Genomic DNA, 20,354 nt, shown 5'->3' on the forward strand with positions numbered 1-20,354 from the left:
AACAGTTAATTTACTCACTAATAAATTAACAATGACTCAATTGTAGTAATATGTCTTACTTGATAAAATAATAGTAACAAAAGCTTTTGATTTACTATTTATAAAGGAGCACAGGCTAATATGAAGATAAATGAAATTATAAAAGAGAGAAGAATAGATCAAGGATTGACGCAGGAGCAAGTTGCTGAAGCGCTTGGGGTATCAACGCCTGCAGTTAATAAGTGGGAGAAGGGGATTAGCTATCCTGATATTACTATATTGCCAGCTTTAGCAAGGCTTTTAAGAGTAGATTTAAATACTTTGCTTTCCTTTAAAGAAGACGTAACTGATATTGAAATAGGACATTTTATAAATGAATTAGTTGAGATAATCAGAAGTAGTGGATTTGATATAGGTTTTGAGAAAGCGATGGATAAGATTCATGAGTATCCCAATAATGATAAATTAATTTTAAATATAGCAACTGTCCTTGAGGGGAGTTTATTTATGTTTGCAATTGAAAGTATAGATGCCTATGAGAAGGAGATTGAAAATTTATATGTAAAAACTTCAAATAGTAATGATATAGAGGTAGCTAATCAAGCAACTTCTATGTTAATTAACAAATACTTAGGAAGGGAAGAGTATGATAAGGCTCAAGCTTGCATTGATAAACTTCCTAATATTACTTATGATAAAAATCAGCTTCAAGGTAATCTTTATATTAAATCAGGGGAGTATGGAAAAGCAGCTGAACTTTTAGAACAAAAATTAATTTCCAAGACAACTGATCTCTTTATGATATTAATATCTATGATGGAAATTGCCTTGAAAGAAAATCATGATGAGGATGCTAAATATTTTGCTGAGATTATACAAAAGACAACAAGTTTATACGATCTTTGGGATTACAATTCTTATTCTGCATATTTTCAGTTATATTCAGTTCAAAAAGATGAAGTTAATTTAATTTCTACTTTAAGGAAAATGATAACTGAAATGAAAAATCCGTGGGATATATCAAAATCTAGATTATATAAACATATTAAACCTAAAGAATCTAAAGGTGAAAGTAATGAGGTTTTCATTTCAATGTTTTTAAATGCGCTTAAAAATGATAAGGATAATGATCTAGAATTTTTAAAAGACAATAAGGAATTCCTAGAGATTATAGATAAGTATAGTAAGTAATGTAATTAGCAATGGCTCTATATGAGATATCTATACTATTAATTTTCCTTAGAGCATGTGTAATTTGTTTTGATAGAAAGATTTTTAATGCTTCTGTGATAGTATGAGTATTTAGTATATTACATTTTTTGTTTGTAATGAGCTAAATTAATTTATAATTTTCTATGTTTTTATACAAAAAACTAGGAAGTCAAAAATATAAGAATTAGATTAAGTGAAAGGTGAACCGCCCCCTGTCTACTTGACAGGGGGCGGTTCAAATTAGACACCCACTTAAATCTTATTTTAAACTTCAAATACCCAACCTTCAGGTCCTTCAACATCTCCAAATTGAATTCCACAAAGAATTCTATAAAGCTCTTTTGTAACAGGACCAACTTCAGTTTCACTATGGAATACATGAAGTTTATCTTTATATTCTATTCCGCCGATTGGAGTTATAACAGCAGCAGTACCACAAGCACCAGCTTCTTTAAACTCATCAATATTGTCAATATAAACATCTCTTTCAAATACAGGCATTTTTAAATACTCTTTAGCTATATCCATAAGAGAATATTTAGTTATGCTAGGAAGAATTGATGGTGACTTTGGAGTAATAAATTCATTATTTTTTGTTATTCCAAAGAAATTAGCAGCACCAACCTCTTCAATTTTGCTGTGAGTTGCAGGGTCTAAATAAATACAATCTGCAAATCCTCTATCAGCAGCTATTTTATGTGGATGTAATGAAGCAGCATAGTTTCCACCAACTTTTTGTCCACCAGTTCCATAAGGAGCAGCTCTATCATAATCAGCTATCATAAAGTTGCATGGTGTCAATCCTTCTTTAAAGTAAGGTCCTACAGGTACTGCAAATACGCAGAAAATATATTCAGGAGCAGGCTTAACCCCTATATTATCTCCAACACCAATCATAAATGGTCTTAAATATAATGTAGCACCAGTACCATATGGTGGAACATAATGCTCATTAGCTCTAACTACTTGCTTACAAGCATCTATGAACTTTTCAACTGGTATTTCAGGCATAAGTAATTTAGCTGTACTCTCATTCATTCTATGTGCATTTCTATCTACTCTAAATAATTGAATCTTTCCATCTTTTCTTCTGTAAGCTTTTAAGCCTTCAAAGCACTGTTGACCGTAATGAAGAGCTGTAGAAGCTTCACTTATGTTTAACATATTATCTTCTGTTAATTTACCTTCGTCCCATTTTCCATCTTTCCAAACTGATACATATCTATAATCAGTTTTAATATAGTTAAAGCCAAGATTGCTCCAATCGATATTAACATCTTTATTCATATTTATTACCTCCTTCATGGTTTCTATATTATTCTAATTGTACCATTACTTAATAAATTAATAAATGTTTAATATACAATAAAAGTTTATTTAAATGATTACATATTGAAATTTTAGGAAAAAAAAGGTATATTTAGATTGAAGGATATCTAAAACTTTATGGAGATGCTGAAATTTGATTTAGATATCCTGTATGAGTTTGATAAGCTCATATTTAGTATTAGTTTTAAAAAAAATTATATGCAAAATAGTAAGAAAGGACGTGTAGTAAAATGCAAAAAGAAATTATTTCAACTAGTAAGGCACCTTCAGCTATTGGCCCATACTCACAAGGTATTAAAATAGGGGAGATGGTATTTACATCAGGACAAATTCCAGTTAATCCAGCAACAGGTGAGGTTGTAACAGAAATAAAAGCTGCAACTAGACAATCTTTAGAAAATGTAAAGGCTGTTTTAGAGGAAGCTGGAAGTAGTTTAGAAAAAGTAGTTAAGGTAGTAGTTTTCATAAAAGATATGAATGACTTTGGACAAGTAAATGAAGTTTATGGAGAGTATTTTAATGAAAATCCTCCTGCAAGAAGTTGTGTTGAAGTAGCAAGACTACCAAAAGATTGCGTAATAGAAATAGAAGCAGTAGCAACTGTATAATAAATTGTAAACATAAAGGCTACAATAACTAGATATGTTCCATAAGCTATATAGCTGTGCAAAGAAGTACTAGGCTAGGAAAAACTACTATGCTAAGAGTTTTGGTTAACTCACTGAGTTAAAACAATTAAGCAATACTAAGGCGTAGTAGTTTTTCCACGCCAAGTATCTCTAATTGCTTGCTATATGTTTATTCCACCGTCTATTTATATTCGCCAACTTATATTTATCATTTATAATAATGCTAAAAGTGAAAAAGTAAAAAATTAGGAAAAAGTCCTTAAGGTATTTTTGAATATAAGGTGCTTTGAACTAATTTAAATTTAATTTTCCAGCACAAAACATACTTTACTTTTCACTTTTTCACTATTAACTCTTCACTCTATTTCGGTAAGGTTGTTCCAATAGCGTTTTGGCATCATTCTTTTTTGTAATTTGGGATTAATTCGTTCGTTTATTGTGGTAGATTTAAAGTAGCCTTTCCAAAGATCTTGGAAATTATCATTGTAGTTTTTAAGATCGTTATAAATTTCTATATCCATTTCTTTTATTTCCCAGCAAGTCTTATTATAAACTGAAGCAATATTTCTTTTTATGTCATGTATTATCCAATATTCATTACTAAAGCGTTCTTGAAAATGTGGAGAAATAATTTCTAAAATGTTATTATCAGGTTCAATAGAAGAATATAAAAAATTATCGTTTACAGAAATAAAACGGACAAATCCAGTAAACCTATGACCTTCTAAAGAGACGCGTCTATCAATCAAATCAAGTTTTCGTACTGCATCTAAATGTAAATACTTATGAACATCACTTCCAAGTTTAAATGCAATTTTCAAGTATTTAAAGCATAAAAGACCCTTGTTTTTGTAATTAGATAAATATAATTTATAAATTTTATTTAATGCTAAAGGATCAATTTTAGAGACGATAGCGTTTTTGACTTTAGAATATTTATTTAAATCTGCATTTATGTATTCAGTTTCCGAAAAGAGATTAATTTCTAATTCGTCTTTTGTAGAGATTGATGCTATTTGGTTTTTACAATAAAAACTATAATAAATTGCAGTTAAGAATCCTTCAAAGGAATCTTCATATATTATTTTTAACAAAAAATCACCACCTTTAGAATTCTCCAGTTATAGAAGTTACTTTATCTGTAGGCATAATTATTTTCTTTGGTTCGGGTAATAAAATTCCATTTGATGTTTTAGGATAAATATTATCAAAGAAATTAAGTTGCTCTGAATTTTCATTTTCTAATTTTGGTCTATTCATATAAAGTAACCTTGTTCTTATTTTTTCTTCATCAAAAGAAACATCTCCATAGTACTTACCTTTGCAAGTGATAAAATACTTTGCTCTTTTTAGCACTATGCCAAGCTTTTTTAAATCTTCAAATGTTAAGGAGTGAACTTTTCTTGTAATTAATATCCTTCTTGCAGAACGAACTCCTATTCCAGGGATTCTAAGAAGAGTGTCATAGGAAGCTTTATTTATTTCTATAGGAAAATTCTCTATATTAGATAATGCCCAAGAAGTCTTAGGGTCAAAATTTAAATCAAAGCTATCATTTTCATCTTTTAAAAGTTCTTTAGCCTTAAAGCCATAAAATCGTAATAACCAATCTGCTTGATACAATCTATGTTCTCTAACTAATGGAGGATGGATAATATTAGGAAGTACTTTATCATTTTTTATTACTGGAACATAAGCAGAATAATAAACTCTTTTTAAGTTAAAACGATTATATAAATTTTCAGATAAGTTTAATATCTTATAATCACTTTCAGGAGTTGCACCAACTATAAGTTGAGTACTTTGACCACCTGGAACAAAAAGTGGTGTTGATTTTATATTTTTCTTTAAATCTTTATTTTCTAGTATAGAATTTTTTATAGTACTCATAGGAGATAATATATTTTCTTTGTTTTTTTGAGGAGCAAGTAACTTTAAACTTGATGCGGATGGAAGTTCTATATTAACACTCATTCTATCTGCATATTTTCCAGCTTCTTTTATTAAGGCTTCATCAGCACCAGGAATAGCTTTTAAATGAATATATCCATTAAATTTTTCTTCAATTCTTAATTTTTTTACAACATTTAATAATAATTCCATTGTGTAATTTGGAGTTTTAAATATTGCTGAACTTAAAAATAATCCCTCAATATAATTTCTCTTATAAAAGTTAATCGTAAGGGATACAATTTCATCAGGAGTAAACATAGCTCTAGGAACGTCCTTTGTAGATGCATTTACACAATACTTACAATTATATATACAGTAATTAGTTAAAAGTATTTTTAAAAGAGAAATACATCTTCCATCAGCAGTAAAGCTATGGCAAATTCCACTATTTTCAGCATTGCCTATACCATTATTTAAATTTTTTCTTTTTGAACCAGAAGAAGAGCAAGATACATCGTATTTTGCAGCTGCAGAAAGAATATTAAGCTTTTCATCTATATTCATAAATATCACCCTTCTTAAAAGTATTTAAAAACATTATACCGAACAAATGTTCTTATTTCAATATGTAATAAAAATTTATTTAAATACCAAAAAGTAATTATATTTTTAAGTTAAATGTTAAAGCCCTATAACAACATATATAATTTAATGGTTTATGAATAAGTAAAGATGAAATGGGATAATATAGAAAATGATAAAGTTAACGGAGGGATCAATATGTTTACTATTATGGCAATAAAAATAGAACCTAGAGTATCTATTGCACCAACAGTTCAAGAAATATTAACAAAGTATGGATGTATAATTCAAACTAGATTAGGATTACATGAGGCAAGTAAAACTTCTTGTGCAAACTCAGGTATTATAATATTAAATTTAATTCATGATGAAAAAGAAGAAATAAATAAATTAAAAGAAGAATTAAATGAATTACATGGAGTAACGGCAAAATTAATTGAAATATAGTTCTCCCTAAAAGTATTAGCTGCACCTTAGTAGTTAATACTTTTTTGTTAAAATATAAAAATAAGAGTATTAATATGATTGTAATATAGTATACATTACTACTTGGATATTTTTAACTTGCAATTACTAAAATTACATTTATAATTATTATTGCAAAATAGTAATTATTTAAAATGAAAGGAAGAAATATAAATGAGAAAATCTATAAAAATTTCTGCATTAATATGCAGTATGATTTTTGTTTTTGCTTTATTTGCAGGATGTCAAAAAAGTAATAGAAAAACTATAAATGTATTAAATTACGGAGAAAATATAGCAGAAGGTATAATAGAAGAATTTGAAGAAAAATATAACGTAAAAGTTAATTATAAGACTTTTGATGATATGGAAACAATGTATATAGAAGTAGCTTCAGGAAAAACAAACTGGGATGCTGTTTTAGTAGCAGATTACATGGCTGACAGAATGATACAAGAAGGATTACTTCAAAAAATTGATAAAGAAAATATTCAAAACTTAAAGGAAATGAATGAAAGTGATATGGGACAACCTTATGATCTTAATAATGATTATACAGTGCCATATATGAATGGAACAATTGGAATAATATATAATAAAGATTTAGTTAGTGAAAAAGTAGATAGCTGGGACATAATGTGGAATGAAAAATATAAAAAACAAATATTTGTTTTAGATGCTCAAAGAGATGCTATAGGAATGGCTCTTAAAAAGCTTGGTTATTCATTAAACACAACAAATGAGAAAGAACTTGAGGAAGCTAAAAATTTATTAATAGAACAAAAGCCGTTAGTATTAAAATATGGTGCTGATGAAGTTAAAGATTTAATGACTTCAGGAGAAGCTTCAATTGCAATGATATGGTCAGGAGAAGGTTTAACTTTAGCTGATGAAAATGAAAATTTAGAATATGTAATTCCAAAAGAAGGAGCAAATTACTGGCTAGATTCATGGGCAATTCCAGCAAATGCAAATGATAAGGAAACTGCCGAAAAATTTATAAACTTTGTAAGTGGCAAAGATAACGCATATAAAATAGCTGAAGAAATAGGATATACTACTCCAAATAAATTAGCTATGGAAGAACAACCAGAAGAAGTTAAAAATAATGAAGGTGCATATATGCCTAAAGAAATTATGGAAAAGTGCGAAGTTTATAAATATTTACCACAAGAAAAGTTAAGACTATATGAAGATGTTTGGAGTGCAGTTAAAGCTGCAAATTAATTAGATTTTTGTATTCTACAAATTAAATTTAATTATAGCAATAAAAATGTAAAATTAAAAAAGTGTTCTTAAAAAAATATTAATATTGTATTAAGTCAATGGAATAAAGTTTATAGTAATAGTATAATATTAGTAACATCCATTAAAGTTATAGGAGTTGAGTATATTATGGATAAAATTATAGATTTTAATGAGCTAAAAAATAAAGTGAATGATAAAGATATAGATAAATTTGAATCATATATATATTCATTATATTATGATATGTCTTCTGGAAAATTAAATATGTCAGACTTCACAAAAAATATGATGGAGTATATGGAAGAAAATAATATATCACAAGATAAGTTTCTAAAAATGCAAACTAAGTTAATGGAGAGATATGGATTTGATGCTTCAGCTATAGAAGAACAAATAAAGTCACTAGGACTTAACAATATGATTCCAGGTTCAGGAGATATTGAAAAAGTAAGAAAAACAATGAGTTTTCAAGAAAAATATAAGGATAGGATTAAAGTAACAACTGTTAATAATTATTTTATAAAAAATGATAAAAATAATGTAGGAATATTAACAGAAGGAGAAAATGTTATTTTAAAAAGTTCAGGTAAAATTGATCTAAATGATTTAGAATTAAATGATTTTTTATGCTCTTATAAAAAGGTTATTGATGATAATACATTAAAAATTTCTATTTGCGAAGACGTAAAAGATTATGAATACTAAAATTGTTAAAAAAAATCTATTTATTTTGTAGAATTATAGTTTATAATAAATAAGGTGTGATTATGATCATACCTTATTTTTGTGCAATATATTAATTGAAAATGAATAAGTAAAAATTATTAATTTTAAAATAGACTTAATAACCAGGAGGATAATTAATGAGCGTTTTAACAGTTAAAGATATGAGTCATGGCTTTGGAGATAGAGCTATTTTTGAAGATGTATCCTTTAGATTATTAAAGGGGGAGCACGTTGGTTTAATTGGAGCTAATGGTGAAGGAAAATCAACATTTATGAATATAGTTACAGATAAACTTATGCCTGATGAAGGAAAGGTTATTTGGTCAAATAACGTTAGAGTTGGATATATGGATCAACATGCAGCTTTAGTGAAAGGACAAAGCATAAGAGATGCTCTAAGAGATGCATTTAAATACTTATTTGATTTAGAAACAGAAATGAATTCTCTTTATGAAAAAATGGGAGACTGTACTCCAGAAGAACTAGAAAAGATGCTTGAAAGAACAGCAGTAATTCAAGATTTACTAGATCATAATGGATTTTACATAATAGATGCAAAAGTAGAGGAAGTAGCAAAAGGTCTTGGACTTTTAGATTTAGGTTTAGATAAAGATGTTGATGATTTATCAGGTGGACAAAGAACAAAAATCTTACTTGGAAAATTATTACTTCAAAATCCAGATATATTACTTTTAGATGAGCCTACAAACTATCTAGATGAAGAGCATATAGAATGGTTAAAGAGATATTTAAATAACTATGAAAATGCTTTTATACTAATTTCTCATGATATACCATTTTTAAATTCAGTAGTTAACTTAATTTATCATGTTGAAGAAAGAAAATTAACAAGATATGTTGGTGACTATTATGAGTTTAAGAGACTATATGATGAAAATAAAAAGAGATTAGAAGCAGCATATGAAAAGCAACAAAAAGAAATAGCTAGACTAGAAGATTTCGTTGCAAGAAATAAAGCAAATGTTGCTACTGCTAATATGGCTAAATCAAGACAAAAGAAACTTGATAAAATGGAAGTAATAGAACTTTCAAAAGAAAAACCAAAACCAGAATTCAACTTTAAAGTAGCAAGAACATCAGGAAAAATTATATTTGAAACTAAAGATTTAGTAATAGGTTACGATTCATCTCTTACAAAGCCATTAAATCTTTATATGGAAAGAGGACAAAAAATAGCTTTAGTAGGAGCAAATGGACTTGGTAAATCTACATTATTAAAAAGCTTGCTTGGAAAAGTTCAACCTTTAAGTGGAGAAGTTCACTTAGGTGATTATCAACATATAGGTTACTTTGAACAAGAAGATAGAAGTGGAAATACAAACACATGTATAGAAGAAGTGTGGCAAGAGTTCCCAAGTAAAACACAATATGAAATAAGAGCTGCTCTTGCTAAGTGTGGTTTAACAACAAAACAATTAGAATCAAAGATAATGGTATTATCAGGTGGAGAAGCTGCAAAGGTTAGATTATGTAAAATATTAAATACAGAAACTAATATATTAATCCTTGACGAGCCTACAAACCACTTAGATGTAGATGCAAAAGATGAATTAAAAAGGGCACTAAAAGAATATAAAGGCTCAATTTTACTTGTATCACATGAACCTGAGTTTTATAGAGATGTTGTAACTGAGATATGGAATTGTGAGGATTGGACACTTAAGATAATTTAATTACAACCTAATAGATAATTAATACAAATGGCTTAGATACTAGTTTTAGGTATTTAAGTCATTTGTATTCTTATCTTTGTAAATGATTTCGAAATTAAAATAAGCTTTAGTTTATTGACTTCTGGTTTTTGTCTATTTGTTCTGCGGTTTTTTTTTTGATTATCGTGTTGACTATGATAAAATAAAAGAGTATAAGTTTATAGTGAGTATTTACAAACTTGTTGACTGTACAACTAGATTATTATTTGGAATTTATTAATTTAAGTTCTCTTTAAAGCATACAAATGTTATGACCATCTTTTCATTAACATCTGTATGCCTAGTATTTATGTTGAGGATATGTAATTTAATCTAAATCAGTTTGTTATTAAAGAAGACTAGTAAGTTGTTTAGATAACCCTAGTCTTCTTTGCCTAGCAAATTACTTTGGGAGGTGATTATTTTGATTCATGATAAGAAAATAATTAAACCTAAAGAGATACCTAGTAATCATGTTATAGATGCTAGACATTGTTCTTTAGTTCAAAGGCATAAAGAGAAAGCTAAGAAGGATTTATATGTTATGTTGTTTATAGGACTAGTTCTACTATTGCCTATTTTTCTAAAGTTTTTTCCTCATGCAATTTATTCTACAATAACTTTTAATTCAAGTATTGATTTTGTTATGTTGCCAGTTATATCTTTATTTCTATTGTGGTTAATTTTTAATTTTGTAATCCAGTTTCCATTCAGAATGAAAAAGGTTGAGAACTTTAATCCTTTTGATGAAGATTATAAATGTTGTTATGGTGTTGTTGAGGAAGTATGGAGTGAATATAGAAATCGTAAGAGTACCAAATACTATGCTAGTGTTTCCGTGTATGATACCGATTTATTTATTAAAAGTATGAGTATAGATATGGGGGATTATTATAGACTTAGAAGTGGTAGTCGTTGTATCCTAGTAAGTTATGATAATAGAAGTACTTATCTGATACCTATATTTTAGTTCTTAAACAATCCTAGTAGGCAAATAACCTAGAACATAGTATGTTTGTACTCTAAGTTATCCTTGCTCATTTATTTACCTAGTAGCAAAATTTAATAGTTATATAATAGTGTAAAATTATAAAAAGGATACAAAAATTATTTCTTACTTTAGAAGATATGGAATATATTTTTAATGGGACAATACATTGGTTTTAGAGGAATAATATTGTTAATATATCTAGAAAATAGGGTATATCTGACAAATTTAAAATTCTATAGTAAAATAAATGTATAATAGGAAAATTTAAGTGATTTATTTGAAAAGGAAGTTATACTATGGAAAAAAATATAAAAATGAGATACCCGAGATATTTTAAAGAATTTAAGTGTATAGGTGGAAACTGCGAAGATAGCTGTTGTATTGGTTGGGATATAGATATAGATAAGGTTACTTTTAAACAATATTATAAAATTCAAAATAAAGAAATGAAAAGAATGTTTCAAAAAAATGTTCATAACAATGATTTTTGTACAAGTTGTGATGTAGATTATGGAAAAGTAAAGTTAAAAGCTGATAAAAGGTGTTCTTTTCTAGATGAAGAAAATTATTGTATTATTTATTCTAAAATTGGAGAAGAATATCTTTCAAATGTTTGTACATCTTTTCCTAGAATAATTAATAAAATAGATGGTTATTATGAAATATCCCTTGATGTAGCCTGTCCTGAAGCTGCAAGAATTATTTTATTAAAGGAAGAGGGAATTAAGTTTAAAGAAAGTGAAGAAAACTTAGGTAAACATATAGTATCAAGTGAGATTGATACTAAATCTAAAAAATATAATAAGTCACCAATAAAGTATTTTAAAGAAATTAGGGATCTTAGTATTAAAATAATACAAAACAGAAAATTAAATTTAAGTAAAAGGCTTTATATATTAGGTGATTTTATATATGCATTAGAGGGCGAGATTAAAGATAATCATAGTAATGTATCTAAATTTATCAAAAAATATGATATAAATTTAGTTAATGATAATTATGAAGAAAATAAATTAAATTATCTTATTCAAATTGATTTTTTTAAAAAAATGTTAGAGTTTTTAAATGTATCTAAAAATGTGGATAGCTTTTCTTTTAAAGAATATACAAAGCAAATTATATCTGGATTTAAGTTTGATGAAAATGCTGAAATAAGTGAATATTCAGAAGTATACATAAAAACATTTGAAGATTATAATGAAAATTTCATTAATAATAATAGCTATATTTTTGAAAATTATTTAGTAAATTTCATATATAATAATATTTTTCCATTTTCTGAATCTGAATCATTATTTGATGGATATATTATGCTTTTAACAAGATACTCATTTATTAGGTTTTATTTGGTTGGGAAATATATATACAATAAACAGGAGTCTAAAGAAAGCATGGTTGAATTTATCCAAGCCTTCTCTAAAACTATAGAACATCATAAAAGCTATTTAATTGATTCATTAGAGTATATAAAAGAAAATGAATTTGATAATATGGAATTTGCTAAAATACTTTTATAATAAAATAATCGGTAGTACTTTTTTAATTGAATTTGAGTTTAATAAAATAGTGATTTTATAGTTTAAAGTTATAATTTAATTGGGGTTTTATGGAATGAACGTACCTCAAATAAGATTAATAGACTAAGTTACTTGGTTAAGATTGTTTTTTGAATCAAACTAATATTAATTGCTAAATCTATGGTGTAGAAGTTACAGCTTTATTTATTTGTGAGCAAATTATGAAACATAAACGGGTAGATTACATAATAGAACTATTAAATAATAAAAAATAAGATGTTTATAAAAAATTTGATATATAATAAATAAGAAAAGCCTAGTGTTTCATAACTAGGCTTTTTTTCAATACTTATTTGATTACTTTATTTTCTAAGTTACTACATCTATATTTTATACAACAAAAAAATCTTACAGTAAGAGTAAGATTTTGGTTGCGGGAGCAGGACTTGAACCTACGACCTTTGGGTTATGAGCCCAACGAGCTACCAACTGCTCCATCCCGCGATATTAAGTTTATATATTTGCTTGGCTAACTTATGTTATTAGTATATGCTTAATAAAACTTAATGTCAAAGGAAGATAACATCATATTGTGGCATATGATGATAAGAGGTGGCTTAGCATTCCAGATAATATCAAATGCTAAGGAATAAGAAAATATTAATTTAAGGTTTAATATATCTAAGAATGGTATTATGTAGAGAAGGTATAGCTTAAATAATTTTATTAGAATTTGATAATACTGATACTTCAAAAGGAAATTTATTATTAAGCTAGAGTAAATGAGTTATATGGATAGGTAGTCCTAAAATTGAAAGTTTAAATAGGACAAAATTACCTTTTTATTCATTTATAAATATTGTTATAATAAATGTTAAATAAAAGATGTAGATATAGTTTATATATAGTATGGAGAAGAGATATGGAACAATATAAGATTTTAGGTGTAGATGAAAATGCATCAATGGAAGAAATAAAAATAGCATATGAAAATAAAGTAAATAAATTAAAAGAAGAAATTAGGGATGAAAGAAGAGCAAAAGCTTTTATAAAGGTATTTGATAAAGCTTATGAGGAAATAAAGCTGGAAAGAGAAAAAAATAAATATAAAGAAAATCTAGTTAATGATTATGATAAAAACAGTCTAAATGATATTTCTCAAAGTAATTTTAAGAGAGACAGTTGGGATGATTATAATAATTTTCACTATGATGATGAAAAAGAAGAAACTAAGAAGAAAAGTAAAAGATCATCTCCTAATAATTCATCAGTGAAGAAGCAAAAAAGTGATAAAAAGAAACCTTCAAAAGATAGAAATAATGAAAGTAATAAAGAAAACACTAAAAGAGATAATGCTAAAAAAGTTGTAAATAGGCAAAAAGGCGAAGCATATACAGTAACTAAAGTAATTCAAATATTGATAAAAATAATAGCATTGCCTGTAATAGCTATATTATCCATAATAATATTTTTATGTAAGGTAATAAATTTAATTTCTTGGATTGCAACTAAAATCATAATAATAGGAGCGATAGCAGTTGCATCTATACATGGGTATCAAGTTTATATAGGACAACCTATGTATTATGAGATATTTGCATTATGTGCTGTGGCATTTGTAGCTTCTTTATTTTTACCAAGTATATTAAAGATAATTCCATCAATATTAGGTAAAATAAATGATAAATTAAAAGATTTTGTTTTTTAATATAAAGTTTAATTTAGTATAAATTTAATTTGAAAATGTATTTATTACCATAAGAAATATGTTGACATATTTAAAAGAATCAATATATAATTGTTTCAAGAAAACTAGTCCTTTAAATTTAGTCCAGAGAGACTAATAAGGTCGGATATAATACGGCAGAGATAAATTAGATAATATAGATTTGATTTATATATCTAATTTTAAGTGTTAACGACCTTTCTAAATAATAGAGAGGTCGTTTTTTATTAAATATAAGTACTGGTTTTCCTTAAATAAAAATTTAGGGGGATACAAATGGAACAAAAGATAGTATTAGAAGAAGTTATTAATGAAAATCATGATTATGAGTTAGATCATGTGCACAAAAAAGATAAAAAAGGATTCTTTTCAATGTTTGTGGTTATGCTTGGATTTACATTCTTTTCAGCAAGTATGCTTACAGGTGGAAATTTAGGGACAGGCTTACCATTGAAAGATTTTTTTATAGCAGTACTTATAGGAAATTTAATACTTGCATGTTATACAGGATTATTGGCATATATAGGAGCAGATACAGGACTTTCAATGCACTTGCTAGCTAGGTATTCTTTTGGTGAAAAAGGATCATATTTAGCATCTTTTATAACTAGTATTACACAAATAGGTTGGTTTGGCGTTGGAATAGCAATGTTTGCAATACCAGTTGCAAATAGATTTAATGTAAATTTATACTTATTAGTTGGGATCACAGGAATATTAATGACAGCAACAGCTTACTTTGGAATGAAATCCCTAACTATTTTAAGTGCAATAGCAGTACCAGCAATAGCTATATTAGGTAGTACTTCAGCAGTAATGGCCGCGAATTCAGCAGGTGGAGTTCAAGGATTAATGAATATAGAGCCAAGTAGTAAAATGGCGCTAGTAACAGCAGTAACATTATGTGTGGGATCATTTATAAGTGGAGGAACAGCTACACCAGATTTTGCAAGATTCTCAAAAAATAAAAAAGTAGCAGTATCAACAACTGTAATAGCATTCTTTATAGGAAATTCATTAATGTTCTTATTTGGAGCAATAGGGGCAATGGTCACAGGTAACTCAGATATAGCAGATGTAATGTTCTCACAAGGTTTAATTATACCAGCTATACTAGTTTTAGGATTAAATATATGGACAACTAATGATAATGCAATATATACAGCAGGACTTGGGCTTTCAAATATAACTAAATTACCTAAAAAGAAGCTAGTAATTATTAGTGGTTTAATAGGAACAGTAGGAGCAGTGTGGTTAAATAATAACTTTACAGCATTCTTAACTTTCTTAAATTCAATGTTACCTCCAGTAGGTGGGATAATAATAGCTGATTACTTCTTTGTAAAGAAAAGAAAGTATGATAATATTAAAGAAGTAAAATTCCAAGATATAAACTGGGTAGCTATAGTAGCATTCTTAGCAGGATTTATAGTTGCTAATGTTGTACAAGTAGGAGTTATAGCATTAAATGCAATAATAACAACAATGTTAGTTTATGTAATAGGAACAAAAATAACTAATAAATAAGGTGATGATAATATGTTAATTAAAAAAGTAAGGCTTTTAGATAGAGAAGGATTATTTGATATAAGAATAGTAGATGGAAAATTTACAGAAATAGATGAAAATCTACAAGTATTAGAAAATGAAGAAGTGATAGAAGGAAATGGGGCCCTAGCTTCAGCTCCTTTTATAGAGCCACACATTCACTTAGATACTACTCTTACAGCAGGAGAGCCAGAGTGGAATAAAAGTGGAACTCTTTTTGAAGGAATTGAAAGATGGTCTCAAAGAAAAGAATTTTTAACTAAAGAAGATGTTAAAGAGAGAGCTAAAAAAGCTATAGAATGGCAAGTAGCTAATGGAATTCAATTTATAAGAACACATGTTGATGTTACTGATGATAGCTTAATTGCATTAAAGGCAATGGTAGAAGTAAGGGAAGAAGTTAAAGATTATGTTACATTACAAATAGTAGCTTTTCCACAAGAAGGAATACTTTCATATCCAAATGGATTAGAATTAGTAGAAGAAGCTTTAAGATTAGGAGCAGATGTAATTGGAGCTATACCTCACTTTGAGTTTACAAGAGAATATGGAGTAGAATCTATTAATAAAATTTTTGAATTAGCTAAAAAATACGATGTATTAGTAGATGTTCATTGTGATGAAATAGATGATGAACAATCAAGATTTTTAGAAGTTGTTGCTACAAGGGCTTTAGAGACAGGCTTAAAGAATAAAGTAACAGCCAGTCACACTACAGCTATGGGATCATATAATAATGCATATACATATAAGTTATTTAGATTATTAAAGATGTCTGGAATAAACTTTGTTTCAAATCCCCTAGTAAACACTCATCTTCAAGGAAGGTTTGATACATATCCAAAGAGAAGAGGAATTACAAGAGTAAAGGAACTTAATGAAGCGGGAATAAATGTATGTTTTGGGCATGATGACATATTTGATCCATGGTATCCAATGGGAACAGGAAATATGTTAGAAGTAGTACACTTTGGATTACATGTGTGCCAAATGATGGGTTATAATGATATAAATGAATCATTAAAGTTTATATCAACTAACAGTGCAAGAACTTTAAATATTGAAGATAAATATGGAATAGAAATAGGTAAGCCAGGTAACCTAATTTTACTAAATGCTGAAAGTGGTTATGATGCTGTTAGAAGAAGAGCGGAAGTTTTATATTCTATAAGAGAAGGGCAAGTTATTGCTAAGACTACGCCTAGTAAATCATTTATAAATATGAGTGAAGAAAAAGAAATTAATTTTAAAAAATAATATTTACTAAATATTATATAAAGAATATTAAGAGCTAGCATAAAGTTAGCTCTTTTTTATTGTTGTAAATTTATCAAAATAATATAATTAATAGAAAGGGGAGGTGATTTCATGGGAAAAGATATTTTAATAAAGGTAAAAGATCAGTTAGCAAAAGATTATAACTGCACAATTGAGGATTTTAATAATCAAAATACTTTAATTACAGATAAGAAAATAATAGAAGGTAGCAGAAAGTATAATGATGAAGATGAAATTTTAAAGATCATTATATTCAATGGAAAAGCAATAATATCTGCAGATAAATGTATTAAAGAGTGGTGTATTAAAAATTTATCTAGGTTTTCAGGAGCATGGATGTTTTTATACTCAAACTTAAGAAAAATAGATAAAAAGCTAAATGAATTTGGTTATGAAATAGATAATACACACCATTATTATTTACCAATGGATAAAGAATTTACAAGAAATAATATTAAATTAAAATGGTATGAAAAAGATGAAATATTGAAATTCAAAGATGATGATAGATTTGATGAAGCTTTTTCATTTAATAAAAACTATCCAGATATATTAGCAGTTGCTGCAGTAGATGAGGAAGACAATATTTTAGGGATGGCAGGAGCAAGTGAGGATTCTAAAATTATGTGGCAAATTGGAATTAATGTATTAGAAGATGAAAAAGGAAAAGGAATTGCTAGTTTTATTGTACAATCTTTGAAAAATGAAATATTAAATAGAGGCAAGGTACCTTTTTATGGAACTGTTGAATCTCACATAATTTCACAGAAAGTTGCACTGAAATCTGGTTTTTATCCAGCTTTTGCAGAAGTGAAAATTAGAAAAATTATTAAGAATGATAATAATTAAGTTTAATAGTTTAGCACCTGAATTATCTGTAATTTATGTTGAGACATAAAAAGGATTTTATATAAGTATCTTAGAATTTCCATTTGTAAGAGGGATTAAAAATCGTCTTTTTGGAAGAATATAAATAAGCATTACTTTTGAAAGGATGATTATATGAATAAAGAAGAATTAACATATTATAAAAATAAACTTAACCAAGAAAAAAAGAGAATTACAGATCTCATTAATCAATTAGATGATAATGGAGTGACTAGATTTAATGCAGAGGTTGCAAGTGAATTATCATTTTATGATAATCATCCATCTGATATAGCTAGTGAAACTTTTGAAGTTGAGAAAGGTAGAGCACTTGAAGCAAATGAAAGAGCACTTCTTGATAAGATAGATGATGCTGTAAGAGCTATAGATGAAGGAAGTTACGGTAAATGTCAAAAATGTGGAAAAGAAATTGATAAAGAGAGGTTAGATTTTCTGCCATATGCGTTAAATTGTATTGAATGCGAAGATGTGGTTAGTACAATAAAAACTTATAACTCTAATCAAAGAGTAGTAGAAGAAAGTGTAATTGGAAATCCATTTGGACATAAATCAAGATATGGTGATAAAGATAAAATAGGGTTTGATGAAGAAGATAGTTATCAATCTGTTGGAAGATTTAATGAAATAAGAAATGAGCCACAATATGAATATGATTATGATGACGAAAATTATGTTGAAGAAATCGAAAAAATAAGTAATGAGCAATATAAGAATCAATTACCTGATTAAATTTTATTAAAACTACTAAAATATCAAGTTTCTGCATATATAATAGATATAGAAAATTTTATATAGAAGTATTTTAAAGCATTGATTTTACTAATTTTCAAAGGATATAACGAAATGTGATACCCTTTGAAAAAATAAAAAAATATATTAATCAAAAGTAGCTAACTTTCATAACAGAGGGTTAGTTACTTTTTTATTGAAAAATAAATGATTACTTATTTGAAATATATTTACAATTAGGCATTGTAGTAGTATGATTAAATCATAAGTAGTAAGTGGTAAGTAGTAAGTAAGTTTCATATGATCTGCTTATTATAAGACGAAAATTAGGGTAAAGAAGGTATTTATATGAGAGATTTAAAATTATCACAAAGTTATTCAATTATTGCATTAAATGCACAAGATAGTATTAATATGACAACAATAAAAAAAATATCACTCCATTGTATTGCAGCATCTGTTATTCTAGAATCTTATTTAAATGGTGATTTTATAGAGGTTAATGATAAATTATCCTTTAAAAAATCATATCTTGAAAATCCTAATATCACTCTATATCAGGAAGCAGTTTTTAAGCCATTATTTGGCAAAAAGGAAGTTATAGAAGAAGACTTGAATTGGTGGTTATCAAAAGCATCCAATCTATCTAATAAACATTTGAAAAATCTTGAAGTTTCTATGACAGATTCTTTAAAAGGGTATGATTATATGGAGGAAATACCAAGCCTATTAGGATGTGACATGTTTTATAAAACAGCTGGATTATCATTAAGGGAATATAGAAGTAATATGGAGGAATATTCTAGAGTAGTTGAATTTCTTAGAGCTGAAGTTCTAGAAGATGGAGTTTTAAGTGATGAAAATATGTTTATGCTGTGGCTTCTTAGAGAAAGTGGATGTATACAAGATATTTTTTCTAAGGGAGATTTGGAAATAGTAGATAAAAGGATGCATAATTTAATCATAAATAATAAGATTTCAAAGAAACTATATAATATTCACATTTATCATGGAATTGAAATGGCTGTAAAGGGATTTTTAAATATGAAGAAAAATGCAATTAAAACTCCAACAGGAACAGGGATAAATTTTATATTTCCTGTTATTGAACGTTCTCAATCCATTTTTATTGATACAGAAGAGTGGTTTCCTAACGCGTCTCAAAGATTAGATGAAGTTAGAAAAAGATTAGAAGAAAATGGCCATAATTATACTATTATACGTGAAGGAGCAGTGCCTTTAATTAAAGTAGATAATATTATTTATGAAGCTGTACCAGAAGCTACTCAAGGAAGAATACCGATTCATGGGGTACGTCTTAGAAGATATCCTATTTAAAGGAGTTGTAAAATTTAATGTCTAGACAAAGATCTATGGAAAAAATACTAGAATCAGAGTATGTATCGATTGGAGAACTTGTTAGGATTACTAACTCTAGATATAGTACACTTAAATATTATACGGAGGAAGGTATGATACCTTTTGAGCAAGAAGAAGAGAATTTAACAAGAAGATTTTTACGCGAACATGCAGTTAAAAGGATTGAAGAAATTAAGGAATTAAAAAATAAAGGATATAGCATTCCAGAAATTAAAGAGTTATTAATTAAATAAATAAAAAATAGTACAAGGTTGTGAACCGCCCCCTGTCAAGTAGACAGGGTAAATAATATAAAATTATGCTGCTAAGGTGTGGCTTCTATATTCAATAGGAGCCATACCTTTTAGTTTTTTTTGCAATCTTTTTGTATTATAAAATTTTATATATTCATCAATAGCTTGTTCAAGTTCTTCAAAGGTTGAAAACTTTCTTAGATAGTACATTTCTGATTTTAAAGTACCCCAAAAAGCCTCCATAGGCCCATTATCAATACATCTACCTACCCTAGACATACTTTGCACT

At 27.4% G+C, this 20,354-nt stretch carries 19 protein-coding genes and 1 tRNA gene; 15 read left to right on the top strand and 5 right to left on the bottom strand.

What is annotated here, in order from left to right:
- The first annotated feature begins 120 nt into the window (after positions 1-120).
- Positions 121-1,170 (top strand): helix-turn-helix transcriptional regulator, encoded by a 1,050-nt coding sequence (locus tag CSBG_RS05825; protein ID WP_008677886.1) that lies wholly within the window; start codon positions 121-123, stop codon positions 1,168-1,170.
- A gap of 285 nt (positions 1,171-1,455) precedes the next feature.
- On the opposite strand, the gene CSBG_RS05830 is transcribed toward CSBG_RS05825, so the two are convergent.
- A complete protein-coding gene (locus tag CSBG_RS05830) occupies positions 1,456-2,478 on the bottom strand; it encodes a branched-chain amino acid aminotransferase (RefSeq protein WP_008677888.1) in 1,023 nt (340 codons plus the stop codon).
- A 272-nt stretch (positions 2,479-2,750) separates the two neighbouring features.
- On the opposite strand from CSBG_RS05830, the gene CSBG_RS05835 reads away from it, so the two are divergent.
- Positions 2,751-3,128, top strand: a complete 378-nt coding sequence (locus tag CSBG_RS05835; protein ID WP_008677890.1) for a RidA family protein — start codon at positions 2,751-2,753, stop codon at positions 3,126-3,128.
- Between the two features lie 377 nt (positions 3,129-3,505).
- On the opposite strand, the gene CSBG_RS05840 is transcribed toward CSBG_RS05835, so the two are convergent.
- A complete protein-coding gene (locus tag CSBG_RS05840) occupies positions 3,506-4,243 on the bottom strand; it encodes a TIGR03915 family putative DNA repair protein (protein WP_008677891.1) in 738 nt (245 codons plus the stop codon).
- 13 nt (positions 4,244-4,256) lie between these two features.
- Positions 4,257-5,606: a putative DNA modification/repair radical SAM protein gene (locus CSBG_RS05845; protein WP_008677893.1), complete on the bottom strand. Its 1,350-nt coding sequence runs from the start codon at positions 5,604-5,606 to the stop codon at positions 4,257-4,259.
- Between the two features lie 216 nt (positions 5,607-5,822).
- On the opposite strand from CSBG_RS05845, the gene CSBG_RS05850 reads away from it, so the two are divergent.
- The 6 genes from CSBG_RS05850 (at position 5,823) to fliB (ending at position 12,283) form a co-directional block, all read left to right on the top strand.
- Positions 5,823-6,071, top strand: coding sequence for a hypothetical protein (locus tag CSBG_RS05850; RefSeq protein ID WP_008677894.1), 249 nt, complete (start codon positions 5,823-5,825; stop codon positions 6,069-6,071).
- A 192-nt stretch (positions 6,072-6,263) separates the two neighbouring features.
- Positions 6,264-7,316: a spermidine/putrescine ABC transporter substrate-binding protein gene (locus CSBG_RS05855; protein WP_008677895.1), complete on the top strand. Its 1,053-nt coding sequence runs from the start codon at positions 6,264-6,266 to the stop codon at positions 7,314-7,316.
- Between the two features lie 165 nt (positions 7,317-7,481).
- On the top strand, positions 7,482-8,042 hold the full coding sequence (locus CSBG_RS05860; protein ID WP_035285078.1) for a DUF3867 domain-containing protein: 561 nt from the start codon (positions 7,482-7,484) through the stop codon (positions 8,040-8,042).
- Between the two features lie 158 nt (positions 8,043-8,200).
- The gene (locus CSBG_RS05865) at positions 8,201-9,757 is read left to right on the top strand and encodes an ABC-F family ATP-binding cassette domain-containing protein (protein ID WP_008677900.1); all 1,557 of its coding nucleotides are present in this window, start codon (positions 8,201-8,203) and stop codon (positions 9,755-9,757) included.
- A 442-nt stretch (positions 9,758-10,199) separates the two neighbouring features.
- Entirely contained in the window at positions 10,200-10,745 is a 546-nt protein-coding gene (locus CSBG_RS05870) for a hypothetical protein (RefSeq protein ID WP_008677901.1), read from the top strand.
- A gap of 317 nt (positions 10,746-11,062) precedes the next feature.
- Positions 11,063-12,283 (top strand): flagellin lysine-N-methylase, encoded by a 1,221-nt coding sequence (fliB, locus tag CSBG_RS05875; protein ID WP_008677902.1) that lies wholly within the window; start codon positions 11,063-11,065, stop codon positions 12,281-12,283.
- A 428-nt stretch (positions 12,284-12,711) separates the two neighbouring features.
- On the opposite strand, the gene CSBG_RS05880 is transcribed toward fliB, so the two are convergent.
- Positions 12,712-12,787, bottom strand: a tRNA-Met gene (locus CSBG_RS05880).
- 418 nt (positions 12,788-13,205) lie between these two features.
- On the opposite strand from CSBG_RS05880, the gene CSBG_RS05885 reads away from it, so the two are divergent.
- The 7 genes from CSBG_RS05885 to CSBG_RS05915 all read left to right on the top strand — a co-directional run bounded on the left by CSBG_RS05885 (position 13,206) and on the right by CSBG_RS05915 (position 20,065).
- Positions 13,206-13,991, top strand: a complete 786-nt coding sequence (locus tag CSBG_RS05885; protein ID WP_008677903.1) for a hypothetical protein — start codon at positions 13,206-13,208, stop codon at positions 13,989-13,991.
- A 294-nt stretch (positions 13,992-14,285) separates the two neighbouring features.
- Positions 14,286-15,536: a cytosine permease gene (codB, locus tag CSBG_RS05890; RefSeq protein WP_008677904.1), complete on the top strand. Its 1,251-nt coding sequence runs from the start codon at positions 14,286-14,288 to the stop codon at positions 15,534-15,536.
- Positions 15,537-15,548: 12 nt separating this feature from the next.
- Complete coding sequence (locus CSBG_RS05895) at positions 15,549-16,814, top strand: cytosine deaminase (RefSeq protein ID WP_008677905.1); 1,266 nt, start codon at positions 15,549-15,551, stop codon at positions 16,812-16,814.
- 111 nt (positions 16,815-16,925) lie between these two features.
- The gene (locus tag CSBG_RS05900) at positions 16,926-17,684 is read left to right on the top strand and encodes a GNAT family N-acetyltransferase (protein ID WP_008677906.1); all 759 of its coding nucleotides are present in this window, start codon (positions 16,926-16,928) and stop codon (positions 17,682-17,684) included.
- A gap of 153 nt (positions 17,685-17,837) precedes the next feature.
- On the top strand, positions 17,838-18,452 hold the full coding sequence (locus tag CSBG_RS05905; protein ID WP_008677907.1) for a TraR/DksA C4-type zinc finger protein: 615 nt from the start codon (positions 17,838-17,840) through the stop codon (positions 18,450-18,452).
- Positions 18,453-18,800: 348 nt separating this feature from the next.
- The gene (locus CSBG_RS05910; protein ID WP_008677908.1) at positions 18,801-19,790 is read left to right on the top strand and encodes a hypothetical protein; all 990 of its coding nucleotides are present in this window, start codon (positions 18,801-18,803) and stop codon (positions 19,788-19,790) included.
- A gap of 17 nt (positions 19,791-19,807) precedes the next feature.
- Positions 19,808-20,065: a helix-turn-helix domain-containing protein gene (locus tag CSBG_RS05915; protein ID WP_008677909.1), complete on the top strand. Its 258-nt coding sequence runs from the start codon at positions 19,808-19,810 to the stop codon at positions 20,063-20,065.
- 63 nt (positions 20,066-20,128) lie between these two features.
- On the opposite strand, the gene CSBG_RS18490 is transcribed toward CSBG_RS05915, so the two are convergent.
- The coding region (locus CSBG_RS18490) for an IS3 family transposase (protein ID WP_207635933.1) at positions 20,129-20,354 on the bottom strand (226 nt) is incomplete at its 5' end.

The organism is Clostridium sp. 7_2_43FAA (genome assembly GCF_000158375.2).
GTDB lineage: Bacteria > Bacillota > Clostridia > Clostridiales > Clostridiaceae > Clostridium > Clostridium tertium.

Coding starts and splice junctions, on each gene's coding strand:
- codB (WP_008677904.1), top strand. CDS start 14,286: ATGGAACAAAAGATAGTATTAGAAGAAGTTATTAATGAAAATCATGAT.
- CSBG_RS05905 (WP_008677907.1), top strand. CDS start 17,838: ATGAATAAAGAAGAATTAACATATTATAAAAATAAACTTAACCAAGAA.
- CSBG_RS05830 (WP_008677888.1), bottom strand. CDS start 2,478: ATGAATAAAGATGTTAATATCGATTGGAGCAATCTTGGCTTTAACTAT.
- CSBG_RS05910 (WP_008677908.1), top strand. CDS start 18,801: ATGAGAGATTTAAAATTATCACAAAGTTATTCAATTATTGCATTAAAT.
- CSBG_RS05845 (WP_008677893.1), bottom strand. CDS start 5,606: ATGAATATAGATGAAAAGCTTAATATTCTTTCTGCAGCTGCAAAATAC.
- CSBG_RS05915 (WP_008677909.1), top strand. CDS start 19,808: ATGTCTAGACAAAGATCTATGGAAAAAATACTAGAATCAGAGTATGTA.
- CSBG_RS05865 (WP_008677900.1), top strand. CDS start 8,201: ATGAGCGTTTTAACAGTTAAAGATATGAGTCATGGCTTTGGAGATAGA.
- CSBG_RS05850 (WP_008677894.1), top strand. CDS start 5,823: ATGTTTACTATTATGGCAATAAAAATAGAACCTAGAGTATCTATTGCA.
- CSBG_RS05900 (WP_008677906.1), top strand. CDS start 16,926: ATGGGAAAAGATATTTTAATAAAGGTAAAAGATCAGTTAGCAAAAGAT.
- CSBG_RS05885 (WP_008677903.1), top strand. CDS start 13,206: ATGGAACAATATAAGATTTTAGGTGTAGATGAAAATGCATCAATGGAA.
- CSBG_RS05835 (WP_008677890.1), top strand. CDS start 2,751: ATGCAAAAAGAAATTATTTCAACTAGTAAGGCACCTTCAGCTATTGGC.
- CSBG_RS05855 (WP_008677895.1), top strand. CDS start 6,264: ATGAGAAAATCTATAAAAATTTCTGCATTAATATGCAGTATGATTTTT.
- fliB (WP_008677902.1), top strand. CDS start 11,063: ATGGAAAAAAATATAAAAATGAGATACCCGAGATATTTTAAAGAATTT.
- CSBG_RS05825 (WP_008677886.1), top strand. CDS start 121: ATGAAGATAAATGAAATTATAAAAGAGAGAAGAATAGATCAAGGATTG.
- CSBG_RS05895 (WP_008677905.1), top strand. CDS start 15,549: ATGTTAATTAAAAAAGTAAGGCTTTTAGATAGAGAAGGATTATTTGAT.